Annotated in this window: 18 protein-coding genes; 5 read left to right on the forward strand and 13 right to left on the reverse strand. The window is 39.9% G+C overall.

Going from position 1 to position 22,397, the window contains the following annotated elements; translation table 11 throughout:
- Positions 1-146: 146 nt before the first annotated feature.
- From B7723_RS05720 to B7723_RS05735, 4 genes are read left to right on the forward strand one after another with little or no spacing between them, the layout of a single operon-like run.
- Positions 147-920, forward strand: coding sequence for an ABC transporter ATP-binding protein (locus tag B7723_RS05720; RefSeq protein WP_084849597.1), 774 nt, complete (start codon positions 147-149; stop codon positions 918-920).
- The gene (locus B7723_RS05725) at positions 910-2,964 is read left to right on the forward strand and encodes an FtsX-like permease family protein (protein ID WP_084849596.1); all 2,055 of its coding nucleotides are present in this window, start codon (positions 910-912) and stop codon (positions 2,962-2,964) included. Before B7723_RS05720 ends, B7723_RS05725 begins: the two co-directional genes overlap by 11 nt.
- 32 nt (positions 2,965-2,996) lie before the next feature.
- Positions 2,997-3,680, forward strand: coding sequence for a response regulator transcription factor (locus B7723_RS05730; protein WP_000680571.1), 684 nt, complete (start codon positions 2,997-2,999; stop codon positions 3,678-3,680).
- Positions 3,670-4,668 (forward strand): sensor histidine kinase, encoded by a 999-nt coding sequence (locus B7723_RS05735; protein WP_000682244.1) that lies wholly within the window; start codon positions 3,670-3,672, stop codon positions 4,666-4,668. Before B7723_RS05730 ends, B7723_RS05735 begins: the two co-directional genes overlap by 11 nt.
- Positions 4,669-4,750: 82 nt before the next feature.
- Here the strand turns inward: B7723_RS05735 and ffh are convergent, their stop codons facing one another.
- The 4 genes from ffh to B7723_RS05755 all read right to left on the reverse strand — a co-directional run bounded on the left by ffh (position 4,751) and on the right by B7723_RS05755 (position 9,360).
- On the reverse strand, positions 4,751-6,322 hold the full coding sequence (ffh, locus tag B7723_RS05740; RefSeq protein WP_084849595.1) for a signal recognition particle protein: 1,572 nt from the start codon (positions 6,320-6,322) through the stop codon (positions 4,751-4,753).
- A gap of 11 nt (positions 6,323-6,333) precedes the next feature.
- On the reverse strand, positions 6,334-6,666 hold the full coding sequence (locus B7723_RS05745; protein WP_000402066.1) for a putative DNA-binding protein: 333 nt from the start codon (positions 6,664-6,666) through the stop codon (positions 6,334-6,336).
- A gap of 140 nt (positions 6,667-6,806) precedes the next feature.
- The gene (gene tuf, locus B7723_RS05750; protein ID WP_001040720.1) at positions 6,807-8,003 is read right to left on the reverse strand and encodes an elongation factor Tu; all 1,197 of its coding nucleotides are present in this window, start codon (positions 8,001-8,003) and stop codon (positions 6,807-6,809) included.
- A 235-nt stretch (positions 8,004-8,238) separates the two neighbouring features.
- Positions 8,239-9,360 (reverse strand): AI-2E family transporter, encoded by a 1,122-nt coding sequence (locus tag B7723_RS05755; RefSeq protein ID WP_084849594.1) that lies wholly within the window; start codon positions 9,358-9,360, stop codon positions 8,239-8,241.
- Positions 9,361-9,464: 104 nt separating this feature from the next.
- Between B7723_RS05755 and pbp3 the strand changes: the two genes are divergently transcribed.
- Positions 9,465-10,706, forward strand: a complete 1,242-nt coding sequence (gene pbp3, locus B7723_RS05760; protein ID WP_084849593.1) for a D-alanyl-D-alanine carboxypeptidase PBP3 — start codon at positions 9,465-9,467, stop codon at positions 10,704-10,706.
- A 29-nt stretch (positions 10,707-10,735) separates the two neighbouring features.
- Here the strand turns inward: pbp3 and sdbB are convergent, their stop codons facing one another.
- The 9 genes from sdbB to B7723_RS05805 form a co-directional block, all read right to left on the reverse strand.
- A complete protein-coding gene (gene sdbB, locus B7723_RS05765; RefSeq protein WP_000755591.1) occupies positions 10,736-11,281 on the reverse strand; it encodes a thiol-disulfide oxidoreductase-associated lipoprotein SdbB in 546 nt (181 codons plus the stop codon).
- Between the two features lie 11 nt (positions 11,282-11,292).
- The gene (gene ccdA2 / locus B7723_RS05770) at positions 11,293-12,000 is read right to left on the reverse strand and encodes a thiol-disulfide oxidoreductase-associated membrane protein CcdA2 (protein ID WP_002875594.1); all 708 of its coding nucleotides are present in this window, start codon (positions 11,998-12,000) and stop codon (positions 11,293-11,295) included.
- Positions 12,001-12,126: 126 nt separating this feature from the next.
- On the reverse strand, positions 12,127-12,987 hold the full coding sequence (locus B7723_RS05775; RefSeq protein ID WP_000631561.1) for a methionyl aminopeptidase: 861 nt from the start codon (positions 12,985-12,987) through the stop codon (positions 12,127-12,129).
- A 15-nt stretch (positions 12,988-13,002) separates the two neighbouring features.
- Entirely contained in the window at positions 13,003-14,280 is a 1,278-nt protein-coding gene (gene spxR / locus B7723_RS05780) for a CBS-HotDog domain-containing transcription factor SpxR (RefSeq protein ID WP_084849592.1), read from the reverse strand.
- Complete coding sequence (locus tag B7723_RS05785; protein WP_084849591.1) at positions 14,273-14,824, reverse strand: GNAT family N-acetyltransferase; 552 nt, start codon at positions 14,822-14,824, stop codon at positions 14,273-14,275. The genes spxR and B7723_RS05785 overlap by 8 nt, the downstream gene beginning before the upstream one ends.
- Before the next feature lie 15 nt (positions 14,825-14,839).
- The gene (locus tag B7723_RS05790) at positions 14,840-16,099 is read right to left on the reverse strand and encodes a UDP-N-acetylglucosamine 1-carboxyvinyltransferase (RefSeq protein WP_084849590.1); all 1,260 of its coding nucleotides are present in this window, start codon (positions 16,097-16,099) and stop codon (positions 14,840-14,842) included.
- A gap of 160 nt (positions 16,100-16,259) precedes the next feature.
- Positions 16,260-17,765 carry a pyruvate kinase gene (pyk, locus tag B7723_RS05795; RefSeq protein WP_042902347.1) on the reverse strand — a complete coding sequence of 502 codons (1,506 nt, stop codon included), beginning with the start codon at positions 17,763-17,765 and terminating at the stop codon, positions 16,260-16,262.
- Positions 17,766-17,831: 66 nt separating this feature from the next.
- Positions 17,832-18,839, reverse strand: coding sequence for a 6-phosphofructokinase (gene pfkA, locus B7723_RS05800; protein ID WP_000820876.1), 1,008 nt, complete (start codon positions 18,837-18,839; stop codon positions 17,832-17,834).
- An 81-nt stretch (positions 18,840-18,920) separates the two neighbouring features.
- Entirely contained in the window at positions 18,921-22,022 is a 3,102-nt protein-coding gene (locus tag B7723_RS05805; protein WP_084849589.1) for a DNA polymerase III subunit alpha, read from the reverse strand.
- Between the last annotated feature and the right edge of the window lie 375 nt (positions 22,023-22,397).

Consider the following 22,397-nt stretch of genomic DNA (forward strand, 5'->3'; position numbering starts at 1 on the left):
CTCTTTTTAAATCCCTAAAACCATGCTATAATATAGTAAGTATAGATCCAATAACCTAATGATAAAGATTTCTTACATCATCCGTAAGTGTTATTCTACTCTGATTCATATTATAATGAAATTAACAAAAGATGGAGGTGTCTCACATGGAAACAATTTTACGAGTAGAATCATTAAAAAAGCATTATGGAAAAGAGCCTAATATCACCAAAGCCTTGAACGGTATATCTTTTCAAGTTGTCAAAGGTGAATTCTTAGGGATTATGGGGAGCAGTGGTTCTGGGAAAACAACCCTTCTTAACTGTCTCGCTACCATTATCAAACCAACTGACGGATCCATTCAAATGCAAGAAAAGGATTTAGGTCAGTTAAAAGGTAGTCAGTTAGCTGATTATCGTGGCAAGGAAATCGGCTACCTCTTTCAAAATTTTGAGCTTTTGGATAATCTGACAGCCAAAGAAAATATTTTACTCCCCTTGTCTTTGCACAAGGTCGATGCCAACGAAAGCAAGGTTCGGTTAGAATTGCTTTCCCAATATCTGGATATTTCTGAACTTCTGGATAAGTTCCCATCTCAATTATCAGGTGGTCAACGGCAAAGGGTAGCTGCTGCTCGTGCCTTGATTTTGGACCCTAAGATTGTATTTGCGGATGAGCCCACAGGAGCTTTGGATTCAAAAAATGCGACCATTTTGATGCAAAAATTATCCGAAATGAATCAAGCGGAAAAAACCACCATTCTCATGGTGACCCACGATTCAGTCGCTGCCAGCTATTGCAACCGCATCTTGTTTATCCAAGACGGAAAACTATTCCATGAAATCCGTCGCGATTATCCAAGAGAAAGTCAAGAAGACTTCTACCACAGAATACTAAAGGTCATGGCGGCCCTAGCTGGAGGTGATGGCAATGTTTTCTAAATTAGTCTCAAGAAATAGCAAGAGAGATCGAAAAAATAATGGCTTGTACTTCAGTTCCATGATTCTTTCTATTATCTCCTTTTACATCATCCTTTCTTTGTCACATCAAGATGTGATGATCTTTCTAAAACAAATAGAAAGTGACGCTGTAAATAAACTCTTTAGCATGATTCCGATTCTTTATGTAGCAACACTCTTTATCCTCTTTTTTCTAGTCTACTTCGCAAGCAGTATGCAGATGGAAAGGAGAAAACATGAATTTGGTGTCTATCTCACACTGGGAATGCGAAGAAGCAAACTGTTCTTGCTACTCCTGCTCGAGGATTTGAGAAACAGTGTCCTTGCTCTTGGAATTGGCCTTCCAATTTCTATCTTGATTTCAGAACTAATCAGCCTAATAACCGCTAAAATTGTGGGACTAGGGATTATTGAACATCAATTTTCTCTATCTACTACAGCTCTACTCTATACAGTCATCGGCTTCCTAGCTGTTAAATTAGTCGTCTTTGTTCTTTTAAGTGCAAAAACAGCCAATAAGGAAATCGGAGATCTTCTTGCCTATTCTCCTTCTGGTATGAAGAAACTACTTCCCAAGGGGGTATACCTTCTTGCTTCCGTCCTCGGAATCTTGCTTCTCGGAACAGCCTATTACTTGGGGATGAGTGGACGAGCTTGGGAAAATATCATAACAATGGGCATCACTGTTCTCTTGGGAACTCTAGGAACTATACTACTCTTCTTTGGTATGCGTTTATTTATAGACATTCTGGTCAATCTTGGTAGCAATCGAAAACTCCATACCTATAATTTTAGACAGATTCAGGAATTAGTTATCCAGCGCTCAACTATACTGGCCATCTGCTCCCTCTTAATCTTCTCTGCCTTATGCCTCTTTGGAGCAGGTGTTGCCATTGCAAGCGGCAATTCATGCAATCAAACCCACGTATTGGATTATACATTTAGAGATAGCAAGCAAGAATCAGATGAAAATATTGATGTGAATACAGTTAAAAAAGAGCTTGAAGCAGAAGGACTAGCATCACAGTTCTCAAAGATTCTACAAATCAAAGTCGGGAAACCAAAAGAAAACGAGTCCGTGTCCTTCGAAGAGATCATCAATGAGTTGAAAAAGCAAAAAGGCAGCAAGAACAAGGAAATTTTGCTCCAAAGATTTAAACAGTCTACTACTTCCCACCTCATACCAGTTTCCGAATACAATGAACTTAGAAAAGCTGCCAATCTCCCTCCTTTAGAATTAACTAGTAAGGAAGCCTACTTGTATATGGGAAAAGATTTTCTCCCTGATGAGAACTTGGTTAACTCTGTCCTAAAGACAAATCCTCAAATCAACGTCATGGGAAATGATATAAAATTGATTGGCGAAGTACAGTCTTTACCGATTGTAACGGATCGTGAAATCACCCTCTCTGTTGCCCTCATAGTCACAGATGAAGTCTTTATGAACTATACAGACGGTCACTATTCGAACTATGTCAGCGGTATCTTGGCTCCTGAGCTAGTCAAGGAAAAAGGCCTGATGAGAGCTATCTCAGATACAAATGAAAAGCTGAATCAAACTTCTCTTGGCTATGAAAGTTATATACAAAATATGGGAAGACAATTATTTTACATTATCTCTGCTAGCTATATTACTATTTATCTGGCAATCATTTTCCTTGTCGTTGCAAATACAATCATCGGCGTCCAGTTTTTGATGGGACAAAGACAATCCTACAGACGATATCAAACCTTGATCCATCTTGGAGCTAACTACGAAACTCTTTGTAAATCGTCAGAAAAACAAATCAACTGGTATTTCGGTCTGCCAATAGCCCTTGCACTTCTCAGTAGTAGCTTCGGAGTGAGCTCCCTCCTCACAGGAATAGTACCGGCTAGCGCAAGAATGGTCATGGTGCAGAAATTTATCACAGCCATGCTGATAGTACTGCTCTTGGCTGGATTTGAAGTCATCTATATAAGAATTGTAAAGAAAAATAGCAACAAGTACTTGTTATCCTTAATGGAACCTAAAAGAGATGAATAAGGTAAAATAAATTAGGAAAAGGAGGAACCGGTATGAAGCATATTCTGGTTATTGAAGATGAAGCCTTGATTCGAGATGAAATTGTTATTTTGTTAGAGAAAACGGGTTATCAAGTTGATAAGTTGACTGACTTCAAAGATACAAGCCAGCAAGTACTGCAATACGATACGGATTTAATCATACTGGATTTGAATTTGCCGGGAGAAACAGGTTTTCAAATTTGTAAAAATCTCAAGTCCAAACGCTCTGTGCCCATATTGGTTCTCACCTCCCGTGAACAACTAAAAGATGAGATTTACGCCCTGAAATTAGGGGCAGATGAGTATCTAACAAAGCCTTTCAAGAAAGAAAGATTTTTGGCACGTATAGAAAATATCTTGAAACGCTATGAAGGCAGACGAAATCTACTTGAAAAAGATAATTTTCTGCTGGATAGACAGACCTATACCCTTTATATCAATGGACACTCGATTTTACTCCCCCAAAATCAAGGGAAATTGTTAGAAACCTTATTGGTTACTAATGCTCCTGTCATCACAAAAGAAGAACTAAGTATGAAACTGTGGAATACAACTGAGTTCATTGATGAAAATGCCCTACAAGTAAACATTGCAAGGCTAAAAAAGGTGATGAAACAGGCTGGCATTGCCCTTCAAGTCAAGTCCGTCAGAGGTATTGGTTACAAGCTTGAAGAGGTAAGTCCAGATGAAACATAATCTAAAATATCTAGCTAGTTATCTGCCTTGGTTACTTGTTCTCTTAGCATTTGATCTATTTACAGCTGTCCTGCTTTGGCTTTCAGATGTGAGAATGTTTCAAGCCCTCATCCTTCTCTATATTTTAGCCACCGTCCTGCTTTTTTTCATCCTATCATTCTTACTTATAAGAACAGAAAGAAAAAAATCATCTGCCTATAAAGCTTTCATAGCCAATCCCAAGACGGATACTGAGCTTGAATTATTGCATTTATCAAGTGCCTCAGAAAAAGAAAGCATTGAAAAAATAGCAGATACACTTTATCAAAAGCAGGCTGAAATAGGAAAACTCAACTCATTACTAGCCGAGTATGAGGACTATGTTGAAAAATGGGCGCATGAGATTAAACTCCCTCTGTCGCTTCTTTCCCTCCTTTTGGACAATCAAAGCGGCCAGTTGCCTGAGGATACAGCTTTTAAGTTGGACTATGTGAAAAAGCAAATCCAAGAAAATGTATCACAGATCCTATTCTACTACAGGGTGAAAAGTGAGAAAAATGATTTTCTATTTGAATACCTTGACCTAGAAGAGTGTATCCAAGATCTTTTGGAAAACTTTGATCCCTTGCTCAAAGAAAAGAAATTTACGATTAAGGTAGAAAACATACAAGGAATCTGCTACACCGATCAACGCAGTTTTGAATTTATCCTCTCTCAAATCCTAGCCAACTCCATTAAATATAGCTCCGACAAGCCCGAACTCAATATTTATATATCAAAAGACAAGGGACGTACAAGTCTGATTATTAGGGATAATGGCTGCGGAGTTAAAGCTTGCGACCTCCCTCATATCTTTGAAAAAGGATTTACAGGTGATTCAGGAGAGACAAGGAAAAAATCAACAGGCATGGGCCTCTATCTGGTCAAACAATTAGCAGATGCTTTAAAAATCGAAATCACAGTAAAATCCGAATGGATGCAAGGCTTTGAAATCTCTCTTTGTATTTAGTCATTTTTCAATTAAGAAAATTGCCTAATCATAGGAAGCACATATTTTATACCAAAAAGGAAAGCACTTCTGCTTCCCTTTTTTATTTGCGTTTTTTCTTCGCTTTTTTCATTTTGTTGGCCATGCGTTTCATAGACTGTTTCATAGCAAATTCACCGATTTTACCTTTGAGTCCGCCACCAAACATCTGGCTCATATCTGGCATGCCTGCTCCTCCGAGACCTGACATATCCGGTATTCCACCTTGTCCCATCATGCCTTCAAGGGCAGACATATCCATCCCTCCCATATTTGGCATATTTTTTGGAAGGTTATTGGGATTGATTCCCATTTGTTTCATCATCTTGTTCATATCCCCAGACATGACACCCTGCATGAGCTGTTTAGCCTGGTTAAAGTCCTTGATGAATTTATTGACTTCAACAAAGGTATTTCCAGAACCTGCAGCAATACGACGTCGACGACTTGGATTTAACAAATCAGGATTTTCACGCTCCTCAGGTGTCATGGAAGATACAATGGCACGTTTGCGCGCAATTTGGCGCTCATCCACCTTCATATTTTGAAGGGCAGGGTTGTTAGCCATACCTGGAATCATCTTGAGCAAGTCTTCCATTGGCCCCATGTTTTGCACCTGATCCAATTGATCAATGAAATCATTGAAATCAAAGGTATTTTCACGCATCTTCTCAGCCATTTCAAGGGCTTTTTGCTCATCGTATTCCTGAGAAGCTTTCTCAATCAAGGTCAGCATATCCCCCATACCAAGGATACGGCTTGACATACGATCTGGGTGGAAGGTTTCGATATCTGTTATCTTTTCACCCGTACCAGTGAACTTGATAGGTTTTCCAGTGATGTGACGAACAGACAAAGCTGCACCACCACGAGTATCCCCATCAATCTTGGTAAGAATAACCCCAGTCACTTCTAACTGAGCATTAAATTCACGAGCAACATTGGCCGCTTCCTGACCAATCATGGCATCAATGACGAGCAGGATTTCATTTGGCTGAGCCAGTGCTTTAACATCACGAAGCTCATTCATCAAAAGCTCATCAATCTGCAAACGCCCTGCCGTATCGATCAAGACATAGTCGTTGTGATTGGCTTGCGCTTGCTCCAAACCTTGGCGAACAATTTCAACAGCAGGCACTTTTGTTCCAAGTGCAAAGACAGGAACATCGATTTGTTGTCCAAGTGTTTTCAGCTGATCGATGGCTGCTGGACGATAAATATCTGCCGCAATCATCAAAGGACGTGCATTTTCTTCCTTCTTGAGTTTATTAGCCAGCTTACCAGCAAATGTTGTTTTACCGGCCCCTTGCAAACCGACCATCATGATAATGGTTGGAATTTTTGGTGACTTGATAATTTCTGCCGTATCAGAACCTAAAACAGCTGTCAATTCCTCATCAACGATTTTGATAATCTGTTGGGCTGGATTGAGGGTATCAATGACCTCGTGTCCAACTGCACGTTCTCGAACTTTCTTGATAAAGTCCTTCACAACAGGCAAAGCAACGTCAGCTTCCAGCAAGGCCAAACGAATCTCTTTGGTTGCTTCTTGGACATCAGTCTCAGAAATTTTTCCTTTTTTACGTAGATTTTTAAAGACGTTCTGTAAACGTTCTGTTAAACTTTCAAATGCCATTTTTCTTCCTCTTATTCTCTATTATCAATGCTTGTTAAAATTTCTATCTGCTCCTGCAGAAAGTCATCCTTGGGATAACGCTCTAAGATCTGGTCAAAAATCTGACTACGGACAATGTAGTCCGAATACATGTGCAGTTTCATCTCATAATCTTCTAGAATCTTTTCTGTCCGCTTGATATTGTCATAAACAGCCTGACGACTGACACCGAACTCTTCAGCAATCTCAGCAAGACTGTAATCATCAGCATAATAGAGTTCAATATAGTTCATCTGCTTGTCTGTCAAAAGCGCCGCATAAAATTCAAAAAGGGCGTTCATACGATTGGTTTTTTCGATTTCCATAACTTTTATTATACCAAAAAAACGATTATACTGCTAGAGTAGAAGCACTTCAAATAGAGTAAGAAGAAAAAAGAACCTTGCAAGGCAAGATTCTTTTAGTGTCTGACTTAAATAATTGTTCTTCTGGGAACTTAATCGAATTAAGCTTCGATTTCTGTAACCATACCTGAACCAACAGTACGTCCACCCTCACGGATAGAGAATGTAGTACCTTGTTCTACGGCGATTGGGTGGATCAACTCAACGTCGATAGTCACGTTATCACCAGGCATTACCATTTCAGTACCTGCAGGAAGTTCGATTGAACCTGTAACGTCAGTAGTACGGAAGTAGAATTGTGGACGGTAGTTGTTGAAGAATGGAGTGTGACGTCCACCTTCTTCTTTAGTAAGGATGTAGACTTCACCTTTAAATTTAGTGTGTGGGTTGATTGAACCTGGTTTAGCGATAACTTGTCCACGTTCGATTTCGTCACGTTGAACACCACGAAGAAGGACACCTACGTTATCTCCGGCAAGACCTTCGTCAAGTTGTTTACGGAACATTTCAACACCAGTAACAACTGCTTTTTGAGTTTCTTCTTTGATACCAACGATTTCGATTTCGTCGTTGACACGAACAGTACCACGGTCGATACGTCCTGAAGCAACTGTACCACGTCCAGTGATTGAGAATACGTCTTCGACTGGAAGAAGCAATGGTTTTTCAGTGTCACGTTCTGGTTCTGGGATGTACTCATCAACAGTGTTCATCAATTCCATGATGATGTCTTCGTATTTAGAGTCACCTTCAAGAGCTTTAAGAGCTGAACCTTGGATAACTGGAAGATCGTCACCTGGGAAGTCGTATTCTGACAAGAGGTCACGGATTTCCATTTCAACCAATTCAAGCAATTCTTCGTCGTCTACCAAGTCAATTTTGTTCATGAAGACGATAAGGTGTTTAACACCAACCTGACGTGAAAGAAGGATGTGCTCACGAGTTTGTGGCATTGGTCCGTCAGTTGAAGCTACTACAAGGATAGCTCCGTCCATTTGAGCGGCACCAGTGATCATGTTTTTAACGTAGTCCGCGTGTCCTGGAGCGTCGATGTGAGCGTAGTGACGTTTTTCAGTTTCGTACTCAACGTGCGCAGTGTTGATAGTGATACCGCGTTCGCGTTCTTCTGGAGCAGCATCGATAGACGCATAGTCTTTTGGTTGGTTAACTGCTGAAGGCAAGCGACGTGCCAATACAGTTGTGATAGCTGCAGTCAAAGTAGTTTTACCGTGGTCAACGTGTCCGATAGTACCAATGTTAACGTGTGGTTTACTACGATCGTATTTTTCTTTTGCCATTTGAGTAAAAGCCTCCAATAAAATATATTTTATAGATAGACAGTAGGCAATACAGTCTAACTTTCCTTACTATTTTATCAAATTTCTGCTAAATTGCAAGTGTTTTACACATATTTTGTGAATTAATCTAAATCTTATCAAATCCTGTTCTTCTGCTTCTTTATGGCAATATGAATTCAAACTTCTTTTTGTTTGGAGATAGTATTTTCATCAAAAAAATCAGGTTTCCCTGATTTTAATTTGATTCTGTTTTTTCCAATTCCTTAGCTTCTTTATGAGCTTCTTTATGGTTTTCATATAATTTCGCTAGGAACTTAGTAATTTCTTTAAAAATAGAGTAAGTAGGTACTGCTACGACCATCCCTATGACACCGTAGATATTACTTGACAGTAAAAGGAGCACCAAAATCGTAATCGGATGCACTTTCATAACCCCTCCAACGATGCGTGGATAGAGAACATTTCCGTCAATCTGCTGAATAATAAGCATATAAGCAACCGCAATCAACATACGATGAGGATCCGTGAACACATTGGCAATCACCATTGGAATCAAGCCAATACTTGGACCAACATAAGGAATCAAATTTGCGATTCCAGAAAAAATAGCAAAAACTAGGGCGTACTTTAATCCGATAACGCTATAGCCAATATAGGCTAAACATCCAATAATAACCGCATCAATCGCAATTCCACTGATATAGCGCGCTATGGTTGTATTGAGATTGGTTAAAAGGCTAGAAAGATTCAATTTGTCATGTTTTAAGACAGTACGTTCCAACATCGGTAGCAACTTATGACCATCCAACAAGAAATAAATCAAGAATACAGGGGTCATAATGAGAATCAGAACTGTACTAAACAAGGCTGAAAGAACGCTTCCTAAACTGTTGCTGACGCTATTCAGGATATTCTGGAGGATATCCACATAGGAGAGATTCAGTTGTTGAATTGTTTGTTGAATATCTATATTTTGGAAGACTGGATTCATGGACAAATCGATGATCAAATCTTGTAGTCTACTATAGATGTTTTGACTAGAAATAATCAAGCTGGTCAACTGATTAATCAAAATCGGCAAGAGATAAACGACCCCTACAACGATAGCACCAATCAAGGCACAAAGAGTGACCAAGACACCAATTAGACGATTGATCTTACATCTCTTTTCTAAGAAAGTAACGACTGGATTTGTAATGTAGTAAAAAAATCCACCAAGCAAAAATGGAATCATGATGGTATTCACAACTGTCACGAAGGGAGTAATGATGGTTCCCATTTCTCTCCAAAGATAGAAAATCAGTGTTAATAATAAAAATTCAGCTGTCCAAAAAAATAATTTGTTTCTACGGAACATAGGTATCCTCCTTCTCTCTATTTTACCATATTTCTGAAAAAGATAAGATGGCTTTAGTAAAAAAGCGAGAATATTTTTTTTCTTTATGATAAAATAAAGCTAATATGAAAAAAATAATTTTATCTTTTATGACACTTTTTGTTTTTGGAACAGCTTCTACTGTTTCTGCTCAGGAGTTTGATGTTGCTGCTAAACATGCCATTGCTGTCGAGGCTACAACTGGAAAAATCCTCTATGAAAAAGATGCAAATCAGCCTGTAGAAATTGCTTCTATTACAAAACTGGTTACAGTTTATTTGGTCTATGAAGCTCTGGAACAAGGAACTATCAGCCTATCTACACCTGTTGATATTTCGGACTATCCTTACAAACTTACAACTAATTCTGAGGCGAGTAACGTCCCTATGGAAGCTCGAAATTATACTGTTGAACAACTATTAGAGGCTACAATGGTATCCAGTGCAAACAGTGCTGCAATTGCGCTAGCAGAAAAGATTGCTGGTTCTGAGAAAGACTTTGTAGACAAGATGAGGGCTAAACTTCTTGAATGGGGAATTCAAGATGCAACTATTGTAAACACAACTGGTTTAAATAATGAGACACTTGGCGATAATATCTATCCTGGTTCTAAAAAAGACGATGAAAACAAGTTGAGTGCCTACGATGTTGCAATCGTCGCTCGTAACCTCATCCGAGATTATCCTCAAGTTTTGGAAATCACAAAAAAACCAACTTCTACCTTTGCAGGACTTGAAATCCACTCAACCAACTATATGTTGGAGGGAATGCCTGCCTATCGTGGTGGTATTGATGGACTAAAGACAGGTACTACTGATAAAGCTGGTGCTTCATTCGTGGGAACAACTGTTGAGAAAGGGATGCGTATTATTACGGTTGTTTTGAATGCAGATCAACAAGATACCAACCCTTATGCACGTTTTACTGCTACTTCAGCACTTTTAGATTATATTTCTGCAAACTTTGCCTTAAAAACTGTCGTTCAGAAAGGTGAAGCATACAACGATAGTAAAGTAACAGTTCTTGATGGTAAGGAAGACAATGTGACAGCTGTCGCTAAGTCAGATATTTCCATCGTCCAACGCATCGGAAGCGGTACTACACCAGCCCTCCAATTCACACCGAAATCAACATCAGAAATGGCTCCACTAGAAGAAGGAAAGGTTGTTGGTACTCTGACCTATGATGATCAGGATTTGGTCGGCCAGGGCTATCTCACTTCCGACAAACCATCTTTTGAAATGGTTTCTGAAAAGAAAGTGGAAAAAGCCTTCTTTTTGAAGGTTTGGTGGAATCAATTTATCCGCTTTATCAATGAAAAACTATAAAAAAATCGCGAATAATCGCGATTTTTTCTTTATTTCATTTCTTTAAAAGCCGCTTCTGCATCAGCGTTGCTAATAGCACCAAATTGGATTTTTCCGATTTTACCTTGACTGTCAATCAAGTATTCTGTTGGAATACTACGAATTTGGTAGGCTTGGAAGGTAGTTGCTTGCGTATCATATAGAACTGGAATATCCTTGTATCCTTGTTCTTGATACCATTTTGGAAAGTCTTGAACTGTTTTTTCACCTTGTAGACCAGGTGCAATGACACTCAAGATTTCAAAGTCTCGATCTTGTTTGGCAGCTAGTTCCATCAACTCAGGCATGCTTTTTTTGCATGGTCCACACCAAGAAGCCCAGAATTTCAAATAAACCTTTTTCCCTTTATAGTCTGATAACTTCACTTCTTTGCCATCCATAGACTGCAAGGTGAAGTCTGGAGCATCCTTACCGACTGCGATTTGTTGTACAGCAGGCTGTTTGGGACTGCTTGTCTGTTTGGTCTCTTTTTCACCACAGGCAATCAATAAGAATAGAGACATGAGGCTCAATCCAGCAAAAATAACTTTTTTCATTTTTTCTCCTTTTATCCAAGAATTCCTGACAAGGCATTTAACTGCCCTAGCATTAATAATAATCCCATCAAAATAATCAAAGCTCCCCCGATTTTCTTTAGTAAAATCATATGGGGTTTTAATTTACTAAAATAGGGCATAATCCAGCCCGAAGCCAAGGCCAAAACAATGAAAGGAAGGGCCATTCCCAATGTGTATACTAATGTTAACACGGCTCCTTGCCAAGCACCATTGCCACCTGAAGCCGCCAGAGCCAAGACTGAACTTAAGACTGGTCCGATACAAGGGGTCCAACCAAAACTAAAGGTTATCCCAAGTAAAAAGGCTGACAGATAGTGATTAGACTTTGATTGTTTGAATGTGACTGTCTTTTGAACCTCCAGTTTATTGAAATGCAAGATTTCCATCTGATGAAGTCCTAAAAGAATAATGACTATTCCCATAGCATAACGAAACCAGTCTGCATAGAGCATATGCCCTAGGAATCCAGCTCCAAATCCTAAAATAAAGAAAATGAGGGAGATTCCAGCAATAAAGCACAAGGTCCGAATTAAACCTGACCATGCAACGTCTCTTCCAAAAAAGCGAAAGCTTTTCGAATTTCCCTGATCATCCAGTAAAATACCAGCATAGACAGGTAGCAAAGGAAAGATGCAGGGTGAAAAGAAGGACAGGATACCTGCTAAAAAAACGGATACTAGAAATATAATCGACTCCAACGAATTACCTACTTTCTCAAAATTCTAATCCTATTTTACTACAAAAGAATAAATTTGTAAGAAGTCTGCTACGCTTATTTATTTTGACTAAAGTTGACACAAAAAAGGAGCTAAGCTCCTTTCATTTTAATACGTTCCTTCTTCACCTTGACTAGTCAAGATAACAGGACCGTCTTTGGTAATCACGAACTGGTGTTCATATTGGCAAGACAGGCCGCCATCTATAGTCTTATGAGCCCAGCCAGTCTTCATATCTGTATCAATTTCCCAGTCACCAGTATTAATCATGGGTTCAATGGTTAGTACCATTCCTTCACGGAGACGGAGTCCACGACCTGCAATACCGTAGTTAGGAACCATTGGCTCCTCGTGCATAGTTGGACCAACACCATGACCAACCAAATCACGAACGACACCGTAACCGCGACTTTCAGCATATTCTTGAATGGCTGCACCAATATCACCGATACGATTGCCGACAACTGCTTGCTCAATCCCTTTATACATAGCTTCCTTGGTCACATCCATCAGGTTTTTCACTTCTTCAGACGGTGTACCAACCGCATAAGCCCAACATGAGTCAGCTAAACCACCAGTATAACTTTGAGTGTATTTTTTCATTTGTTCAACATTGTTGAAGTTGAGTTTAGATACATTGAGGTCGGATTTTGCAATCGGACCACCCAGTACCATGTCAACCTTGAGCAAATCGCCCTCTTTCAAGATGTAATGACGTGGAAAAGCGTGAGCTACTTCGTCATTGAGAGAGCAACAAGTGGCATAGGGGTAATCCATGACAGCACCATCCACACCAATCTGTAGAGGAAGGAAATTCTCCTCTTTACAACGTCGACGAACGTACTCTTCAACTTCCCACATATCCACGCCTGGCTTAATCAAATCACGTAAGCCGATATGGATACTTGCTAGGAAATCACCAGCCTTGTCCATGGCTTCGATTTCACGTGCTGATTTTAAAGTTATCATTTTTTCTCCTAGATTCTAATTAATTTTAACCGTAACATTTGCTTTTGAAACAATCTGATGCCCATGATAAATATCATAATCAATAATAGCTGAGCGTCTCGTGTGGTGAATAATACGAGCCTGAATCCGCAGAGTATCATCTATCTGCACAGCCTGCAAGAAATAAATCAACATCTGCTCAATGATGAGATTACGTCCGCTATTGACAACGAGGTCTTGGGTCATATGGTTGAGGATCTCAGCCAAAACTCCATTAGCAAGGACCCCATTTTTCTCCAACATGAAAGGCTCAACAGTAATGACAACTTCATCATGATGATAAGAGAGTTTTTGCCCGATTTGTTCTGAGAAAGTCGGCAAAGCAGAAACTTGAGAACGGCTCATCTTTTCCATGACATCTCGTCGTGTTACGACACCGAGCAAGGTTCGGTTACTTCTGACAACGGGAACCATCTCAAAGTCTTCTGCGATCATCCGTTGACTAACATTGGCAATATTGGTAGCTAAGCCTGTTACAAAGATACTACGTGTCATCACCTTGTCAATCGTTGTGCTGGGGGATTTATCTCCTGCGTCACGCATAGTAACAACCCCAACAACCACTTGGTGTTGGTTAATGACTGGGAAACGACTACTTCTGTTCTTACGGACCAAGTCTAGATAGTCTTTTACTGTATCCGTTTCTCTCAAAAAACCATACTCATGACTGGGACGATAGAGCTTTTCGACTGTCAGAATATCGGTTTTGATTTGAACATTTGAGAGGGCTTTGTTAATCATGGTCGCTACTGTGAAAGTATCATGTTTACTTCTTAGAACTGGAATCCCTTTTTTATTAGCCAACTCAAGAACATCATCTTGGACATGAAAACCACCTGTTACAAGGACTGCATTTTCATTTTCCAAGGCTAAAAGTTGAATACGAGTACGGTCACCTACAATCAAAAGACCGCCATCATGGAGATAGGACAGGATATTTTGCTCTGTCATAGCCCCAATGGAGAATTTGCTAAACTCTCTCTCCAGCCCTTCCTGACCAGCTAAAACTTCAGAGGAGGTGACTTCAGCAATCTCAGCATAGGTTAGCCTCTCAATAGCCACTTTCTGGGACTTGACTCGTATGGTTCCACTACGTGGCCGAGTTTCAACGATCCCACGATTTTCAGCTTCTTTGATAGCTCGGTAGGCGGTTCCGTCACTAACACCTAGGTGATTGGAAATACTGCGAACACTAACTCTCTTCCCAATTGGTAACTCTTCCAGATAGGACAAAATTTCCTGGTGTTTACTCATTGAATTCTCCTTTTATGTATCGAAATTCAAGATAGTCCCTCATTTTTCGTGTATAGCGATCGCTTCCCTTAAACTGTCGGATGAGGCTAAAGCCCGATTTTAAGGCTACTTTTTGACTAGCTTGATTCTCCAAATGAGTGATGATGGATAATTGTTTTAAACCAAATTCTTCAAATGAAAGCTGACAAAGCTTGGTAACCACTTCTGTCATAAAACCTTGTGACCAAGAATCTTTTTTTAAGAAGTAACCAATTTCTGCTTCTTTTTTGATTTCATCGATCTTTTCAAATTTAATGGAGCCAATCATTTCCTGATTTCCTTGGAGACAAATTGCCCAAACTCCTAGAGGATTCTTCATAAAATAGTTAGCAAGTGCGTACTGACTTTCTTCCATACTTGCTTGACTGGGAAAAATAAACTGTAAATTCTCAGGGTTTGAAGCAATCTCGAAAAACGCTTGACTGTCACTAAAAAAGAAAGGACGCAAATACAAGCGCTCCGTTTCAAAAAAAGAAAACATTGCTAATTTGGTCCAAATATTCATAATCACCTCAACGGCTTAGTCTTCAACGAGTGTAATATCCGCTCCAAGACTACGCAATTTTTCAATAATATCTGAGTAGCCACGAAGGATAAACTCAATATTCGTAATTTCAGTCTGGCCTTGAGCCATTAAACCAGCGATGACAAGTGCTGCACCAGCTCGCAAGTCTGTTGCCTTTACACTTGCACCGTGTAAGTTACGACCACCGTTGTAAATAATGTGATCGTTTGTAGTCGTAATATCCGCATCCATTTTTGCTAACTCAAAGACATGATTAACACGTTTCTCATAAATCGTATCAATAATGGTTCCACGACCTTGGGCAGTTAGTAAAAGTGGCGTGATAGGCTGTTGCAAATCGGTTGCGAATCCTGGATAGGGAGCTGTTTTGATATTGATGGCCTTTAAACCAGACTGTTCTTCAACGAAGATACTGTCTTCTGAGACCGTCATACGAACGCCCATTTCCTCTAGTTTGGCGATAAACCCTTCTAAGTGTTCATAGAGAACGTTGTTAATGCGAATTCCTTTTCCTACCGCTGCAGCAAGTGAAATATAGGTTCCAGCTTCGATACGGTCTGGGATAACCTGATGACGCGTTCCATGAAGTTTCTCGACACCATCAATAATGATAATATCAGTCCCTGCACCACGAATATGGGCCCCCATGTTGTTCAAAAGGGTAGCAACATCGATAATTTCCGGTTCACGAGCCGCATTTTCAATGACAGTGCGTCCCTTAGCTTTAACCGCAGCAATCATAGTGTTAATCGTTGCACCAACGCTGACGGTATCCATGTAAATACTTGCGCCATGAAGCCCCTTACCTTGGGCAGATAAATTCATATTATCTCCCTCATAGCTGACCTTAGCACCCATGGCTTCAAAGGCTTTTAAGTGAAGGTCAATCGGACGAGGCCCCAGATCACATCCACCAGGAAGTCCAACTGTAGCTTCACCAAAGCGACCTAAAAGACTTCCGTAGAAATAATAAGAAGCACGCAAGCTATTAATCTTGCCATAAGGCATAGGAATGTTTTGAACACCTCTTGGATCAATCTCCAAGACATCCTCATAACGCTTAACAGTCGCCCCCATAATTTCCATGATTTCGACAAGACTAGCAACGTCTGAAATATCTGGAACACAATCTAAAGTGACAATATCATCTGATAAGATAATAGCTGGAATAAGCGCTACAACACTATTTTTAGCACCACTAATGGTGATCTCACCTTGCAATGGACGTCCACCATTGATGACAATTTTTCTCATGTTTTACTCTTTCAAAATTTACTAAAAAGGTCTTTCCACTCTATTATACCATAATCTTCAGTTTTTTCCCATTCCTATTTACTAAATACCATCTCATTTTGATAAAAAAAGACCTATCACTCAAGCTTTTCAGCCTGAAATGATAGGTTTTTGTGTTAGATTAACGTACTGTACGGATACGCATTGTGTTTGTACGAACAGCTTCTCCAAGTGGCACACCTGCAACGATAACAATATCGTCACCAGATTCTACAAGGCCTGCCTCAACTGCTTTACGTTCAGCGATTTCGAACATATCATCAGTTGATGATGGAGCTTCAGTCAACATTGGGATAACACCCCAGTTCAACATCAATCCACGCTCTGTCAATTCGTCGAATGTCAATGCCAAGATATCAGCATTTGGACGGTATTTAGAAATCAAACGAGCTGTGTGACCAGTCTTAGTAAGAGTAACAACCAATTTGATGTTCATTGAGTTAGTAGCATCTTTAACAGCTGAAGCCATAACTTCTGTCTTAGAGTTACGTTCGAATGTATCTGAGTTCAAACGTCCGTATTCGTTAAGAAGAGTTTGTGCGTTCTTGTCAATTGTAGCCATTGTTGTTACTGACTCAAGTGGGTATTTACCGTTTGCAGACTCACCTGAAAGCATTGTAGCGTCAGTTCCGTCGATAACAGCGTTAAATACGTCTGATACTTCTGAACGAGTTGCACGTGGTTTTTCAGTCATTGTTTCAAGCATGTTTGTTGCTGTGATAACAACTTTACCTGCTGCGTTCACTTTAGTGATGATCATTTTTTGATAAACTGGAACCATTTCGAATGGTACTTCGATACCCATGTCACCACGAGCGATCATGATACCGTCAGCAGCTTCAATGATTTCATCCAAGTTATCGATACCTTGTTGGTTTTCGATTTTCGCAAACAATTGAACGTGACCATTTCCAGTTTCTTCACAGATTGCACGAACTTCGTCGACGTCTTTTGCAGTACGTACGAATGAAATCGCGATGAAGTTGATACCTTGTTCCAAACCGAAACGGATATCATCGTTATCACGTTCAGCAAGGGCTGGGAAAGGAATTTTAGTGTTAGGGATGTTTACACCTTTCTGCTTAGCAATGATACCGTCATTTTCAACGACTACTTCAAATTCACGAGTTGCATCGTCTTTTGCGAAAACACGAAGACCCAATTTACCATCGTCAACTAAAACTTGGTGACCAACTTCAACATCATCGTAGATATCAAGGGCACCAGCAACGTTCAAAGCAATCACATCACGAGTTGATTTGATTCCTTGTTTAGTTGCAACACGGATTTTTTCACCAGTTTTGTAAGAGTACTCTTTTGCATCACCTTCAAACAATTCTGTACGGATTTCAGGTCCTTTAGTATCAAGAAGGAAACCAACTTTTTTACCTGCAAGTTTTTCAGCAAGTTTAACAGTTGCCATACGCTCACCTTGTTCTTGGTGGTCACCATGTGAGAAGTTGAAACGGAAAGTGTTTGCTCCTGCTTCAATCAATTTAGCAATATTTTGAGCTGAAGCTTCAACGTCAAGTTTTTCACCCCAGTATCCGTCTTCACCGAATTTTTTACCACCACGGATTTCAACCGCAGGACCTAAAGTTGCAACGATTTTTACACGTTTGTTCATGATTTTTGTGACTCCTTTATATAATTCGACCTTTTATGGTCATGTTACCAAATTAATGAAAGTTGATTAGGACAAGCTCTTGTTCAAATCAGAAAGTTCAAGATCAGCTTTATGAGGGTTGTTAACAACGATCTTGCCATCAGCTGTTAAGCTAAACAAAGCTCCTTCTTCTGCTGTTCCAAGAATTGGATTCTCAACCATTTTCTCGTTACGGATACCAACAGCGACACCACCGATTCCTTGTTTAAGAAGTTTAACAGCGTGTGCACCCATGCGTGATGCCAATACACGGTCACGCGCAGTTGGTGATCCACCACGTTGGATGTGTCCAAGTTCAGTTACACGAAGGTCACTAGTGTCTCCAGCTTCCTTGAGTTTCTTACCAAACTCATTCGCAGACATAACTCCCTCAGCCAAAACGATGATGTTGTGTTTCTTACCACATTCATAACCAGCTTTGATGCTTGCAACGATATCTTCCATCTTGAAGTCTTCTTCAGGGATGATGATTTCGTCAGCACCAGTTGCGATACCTGCCCAAAGAGCGATATCACCAGCGTTACGTCCCATTACTTCAACAACGAAAGTACGACGGTGACTTGATGACGTATCACGAATCTTATCAATAGCATCCATAGCAGTAGTAACTGCAGTATCAAATCCAATTGTGAAATCAGTCCCTACGATATCGTTATCAATAGTTCCTGGAAGTCCGATAGCTGGGAATCCATGTTCCGTCAAGCGCATAGCTCCGTGATAAGAACCGTCTCCACCGATAACTACGACTCCTTCGATACCGTGTTTTTTCAATTGCTCAATCCCTTTAAGTTGGCCTTCAAGTTGTGCAAACTCAGGGTAACGAGCAGAGTGAAGGAAAGTACCACCACGAGAAATGATGTCTCCTACTGAAGCAGCATCAAGTGGATAAATTTCACCGGCAACCATACCAGCGTACCCATCATAGATACCAAAAACTTCCATTCCTTCTGAGATTGCTTGGCGAACTACTGCACGGATGGCAGCATTCATACCAGGGGCGTCTCCACCACTGGTCAAAACAGCAATACGTTTCATTTGGTTTATGCTCCTTTTTCTTTTAACATTCTTACTGATTATACCACATTTAAATCGAAAATTCTTCTATTTTCCGTATTTTTAGCGATAAATCGTTTTCATAGCAATTCCCTCTAATTTTTCCTCTAGAGCAGAATCTTTTCTTACAAAATGTTGAGTAGAAACAACCGTTTTTCCTTCCTCTTCATACCTGATAATGACAGGGATTGGGCCTTTGTATTGTTCTAGAATATTTGAAATATCTTTATCATTTTCATGATTTTTAACTTGAATCCAGAATCGTTCTGCCACTGCTTCTTTCAAATCTTGTGCAATCATTTGCAGACGACCATCTCGAGATTGAATTTTGCCATTGATGTAGTAAAATTTCCCTTCGGATAAATTGGAAGCAAATTTTCTATATTGGTCTGAAAATACAGTTACATCCATCCGAGACTTACTATCATGAACCTGTAGAAAGGCCATACTCTCACCTTTCTTGGTTCGAATCACTTTAATCTTTTGCACTTCAACTAGGAGAGTGGCTTGAGCTCCCTCAGTAAGATTAGTGATTGGAGTGGTCGGATATAGGGCTTGTTTGGCAAGAGTTTGGAGAGGATGGGGACTGATACCTACCCCAATCAGTTCCTGCTCTTTGTAAAATTTCTCTGCCTCAGTAAAATCATCAGCTTCAGTCCAACTATAATTTGTATCCGCAAAGAGTCCACCCAACTCCTCAACAAAGACAAATAAGTTTGGTAGGTTCACTAAGATTTTCTGACGATTCTTGTCAAATTCATCAAAAAGCCCCAGTTCAACCAAAGGCGTCAGAAGCGACAGTTTCTTGTAATTCTTGGGAAGACGTGTGACGAAATCTTCAATGCTTGAGAAAGGACGATTTTCAATAATCCAGTAAGAAAAATCTCTCGGCATCCCTTTAATAGCTTTCAAACCAAGATAGATTTTCTTCTGAGCAATCTTATCATGATAGGGAATGCTGTTTATTGCTAAAGGAGCTACTTCAAAGCCCATCTGCAATGCATCTACAATGTAATCACTGCTTGAATAATTCAACATGACTTGGAAGAAAATAGCAGGATAGTGTGTCTTGAAATAAGCAAGCTGGAAAGCTAGGGCTGAGTAAGCATAGGCGTGGGATCGGTTAAATCCATAGCCTGCAAACTTTTCCATCACTGCAAAAACTTGGTTTGCCTTTTCTTCTGTATGCTCAAGTTTCATAGCTCCCGTAATAAAATCTTCCTTCATCAAATGCATCTCTTTAGCATTTTTCTTCCCCATGGCTCGTCTGAGAATATCAGCTTTACCAAGGCTAAAGCCTCCAAAACGCTGAGCAACCTGCATGACCTGCTCTTGATAGAGCATAATACCGTAGGTTGATGAAAGGATGTCTTCTAAGGCAGGGTCTAACACCGTCACCTTTTCTTTACCATGCTTACGAGCGACAAAATTATCAATATAATCACTTGCCCCCGGTCTATTGAGGGATGTCGTTGCTACTACCTCTTCAAAGACTTGCGGCTGAACTCGTTTCAAGAGGCGAATGGCGCCAGGTTGTTCAAATTGGAAAATCCCCTTGGTATTTCCAGCAGCAAAGAGGGCCAGAGTTTCTTTGTCTTCCAAATCAATATCTTCGATTTTTAGATGAACACCCTCTGGCTCCGCAAGCAATTCCTGCATTTTTTGGACAAAAGTCAGGTTACGTAAACCGAGGAAATCCATTTTTAGAAGTCCATTGGCTTCAACACCATGAGCATCATACTGGGTGATCAGCATATCCTCACCGTATTTGAGCGGGATATAGTCTGTCAGATCTTGGTCACTCATAACGACCCCAGCGGCATGGATAGAGGTCTGACGAGGATACCCTTCAATCTTTCGAGCAATCTCAAAAGCTTTTTGATATTCAATCTTACTATTGATGATCTGCCTAAACTGTAAATTCTTTTCATAGGCTGTCGTTAGCGTATCTCGAAAACTGATTTTTTTCGTAATATTGGTTAATTCATACTCTGGAACACCATAACGTTTAAAAACATCACGAATTGCCTGTTTTGCTCCAAAGGTCGAATAAGTGACAATCTGTGCCACGTGTTGACTGCCATAGCGATCACGAACATAGCGAATGAACTCCGGCCTATAAAGGTCAGGGATGTCGATATCAATATCAGGCATGGTGTAGCGCTCACGATTTAAAAAGCGCTCGAAAATCAAGTTCTTCTCGACCGGGTCAATTCCTGTAATATCCAGTGAGTAAGCCACCAGACTACCAACAGCAGAACCACGCCCCATTCCCATATAGTAGCCTTGGGAACGTCCAAAGCGCAACAAATCCCAAACCACTAGGAAATAGTCGTCAAATCCCATATCATGAATCACAGCTAATTCTTCATTCAAACGCTCGCGATAGGTAGCTGAGGTTAGCCCCTTGTCACTCAAACCTTGCTCAGCTCTCTCTCGAAGCTCTTCTACTGCAGGCCTTTCAGGGTTAAATCGAGGGAGTTTTAAACTTGGATCAAGTTGGTAGCTAACATTCTCTATCAAGCCTTGGAGATTGGCAAGTGCCTGAGGGAAGCGATTTTTAAATCTAGCTTCTATTTCTGAGGCTGGTAGAAAGATCCCTTGTTGTGAATGCAGATCCACTTCTCTCAGACTGACATTATCCTTGACTGCCGACAAGATTTGCAAAACCTGTATGTCTTCTTTTTCAAAGGAGTTAACCTGATAGAGGGGAAGAATGGGTCTTGTAAAGCCTTCTTGGTGAGTATCAGGACTAACCCCGATAAAATAATCATGACCTAAATCCAGCTGTTCGACCCCATTAAAATAGGGAACAATAATGGCCACATCTTCGAGGTGGGAGGTGAAGTCAGACCATTTTTTCCGTCCAGTCATTTTTAAAGTGGATAACTTCATCAACTCTTGATAACCTTTAGTGGATAGGGCTAGAAAACGTAGAGAGAGATTCTCCTCATCTTTGAGCAAGGTCATTTCTAAACCAATTAAAGGTTGAATGCCATGCTTACGAGTTGCTTCTAGAAAATGATAGGCTCCATAGAGATTATCCACATCCATGATAGCAAGGTGAGAATAGCCGTATTCTTTAGCCATTTGTACATATTTTTCAATCGAAACTACACTTTCCATAAAACTATAAACAGTCTTGGTGTCGAGCTGTGCAATCATTTCTTCTCCTCCTTGCTTTCGTTTTACTACTATTATACCATTTTAAGTTGGATATTGAAGCAACTCTGCACTTTCTTTTCAATATCATCAGTTACAAACTTCTTCTCTTCTTACTGTTAAATTCTTCATTTCTCAGAGGAAAGAAATAAAAAATTAATATTATATAATAGTTTTAAATGTAAATTTAGATATATTTATACCAAACGAAGTATAATGAAGAAAGGAGTTATATGCAGTTTTACATATAAAAATCTCTAGAAAAAGGCTTACTTCTATGGTATTTATTCAGCATTTTATAATAACTTACCAAATAGATATGCTGGTTTAAGAAATTTATTTCATTTAAGTTTATTTATTCCATTTTTCCCTATTTTT

It is taken from the genome of Streptococcus oralis subsp. oralis, assembly GCF_002096435.1.
In the GTDB taxonomy this organism is placed as follows: Bacteria; Bacillota; Bacilli; order Lactobacillales; family Streptococcaceae; genus Streptococcus; species Streptococcus oralis_AA.

Coding starts and splice junctions, on each gene's coding strand:
- B7723_RS05785 (WP_084849591.1), bottom strand. CDS start 14,824: ATGAATATTTGGACCAAATTAGCAATGTTTTCTTTTTTTGAAACGGAG.
- tuf (WP_001040720.1), bottom strand. CDS start 8,003: ATGGCAAAAGAAAAATACGATCGTAGTAAACCACACGTTAACATTGGT.
- pbp3 (WP_084849593.1), top strand. CDS start 9,465: ATGAAAAAAATAATTTTATCTTTTATGACACTTTTTGTTTTTGGAACA.
- B7723_RS05720 (WP_084849597.1), top strand. CDS start 147: ATGGAAACAATTTTACGAGTAGAATCATTAAAAAAGCATTATGGAAAA.
- B7723_RS05735 (WP_000682244.1), top strand. CDS start 3,670: ATGAAACATAATCTAAAATATCTAGCTAGTTATCTGCCTTGGTTACTT.
- spxR (WP_084849592.1), bottom strand. CDS start 14,280: ATGAGTAAACACCAGGAAATTTTGTCCTATCTGGAAGAGTTACCAATT.
- ffh (WP_084849595.1), bottom strand. CDS start 6,322: ATGGCATTTGAAAGTTTAACAGAACGTTTACAGAACGTCTTTAAAAAT.
- B7723_RS05805 (WP_084849589.1), bottom strand. CDS start 22,022: ATGATTGCACAGCTCGACACCAAGACTGTTTATAGTTTTATGGAAAGT.
- B7723_RS05745 (WP_000402066.1), bottom strand. CDS start 6,666: ATGGAAATCGAAAAAACCAATCGTATGAACGCCCTTTTTGAATTTTAT.
- pfkA (WP_000820876.1), bottom strand. CDS start 18,839: ATGAAACGTATTGCTGTTTTGACCAGTGGTGGAGACGCCCCTGGTATG.
- sdbB (WP_000755591.1), bottom strand. CDS start 11,281: ATGAAAAAAGTTATTTTTGCTGGATTGAGCCTCATGTCTCTATTCTTA.
- pyk (WP_042902347.1), bottom strand. CDS start 17,765: ATGAACAAACGTGTAAAAATCGTTGCAACTTTAGGTCCTGCGGTTGAA.
- B7723_RS05775 (WP_000631561.1), bottom strand. CDS start 12,987: ATGATAACTTTAAAATCAGCACGTGAAATCGAAGCCATGGACAAGGCT.
- B7723_RS05725 (WP_084849596.1), top strand. CDS start 910: ATGTTTTCTAAATTAGTCTCAAGAAATAGCAAGAGAGATCGAAAAAAT.
- B7723_RS05730 (WP_000680571.1), top strand. CDS start 2,997: ATGAAGCATATTCTGGTTATTGAAGATGAAGCCTTGATTCGAGATGAA.
- B7723_RS05755 (WP_084849594.1), bottom strand. CDS start 9,360: ATGTTCCGTAGAAACAAATTATTTTTTTGGACAGCTGAATTTTTATTA.
- B7723_RS05790 (WP_084849590.1), bottom strand. CDS start 16,099: ATGAGAAAAATTGTCATCAATGGTGGACGTCCATTGCAAGGTGAGATC.